Source organism: Herbidospora sp. RD11066, assembly GCF_054661255.1.
In genome coordinates, this window is record NZ_BAAGDO010000374.1 from 1 (window position 1) to 235 (window position 235).

1 protein-coding gene is annotated in these 235 nt (G+C 42.6%); it reads left to right on the forward strand.

The window, feature by feature from the left end; all coding sequences use genetic code 11:
* Positions 1-235, forward strand: a 235-nt coding sequence (locus tag ACYQ78_RS40140; RefSeq protein ID WP_459806242.1) for a hypothetical protein, incomplete at both ends; no start/stop codon positions are given.

A 235-nucleotide genomic window follows, 5' to 3' on the forward strand; every position in this document is an offset into this window, starting at 1 on the left:
TTCGTATTGGTACACCTGCAATGACATCAAGGGGTCTAGTCGAGAAGGACTTTGAGCAAATTGGAGAGTTCCTTCACCGTGCCATTCAAATCACTCTGAACATCCAGAAGGAGTTCGGAAAATTGTTGAAGGATTTCAACAAGGGTTTAGTAAACAACAAGGAGATTGAACAACTCAAGGTTGATGTCGAGAAATTTTCTGGATCTTTTGACATGCCCGGGTTCTCATTGGCTGA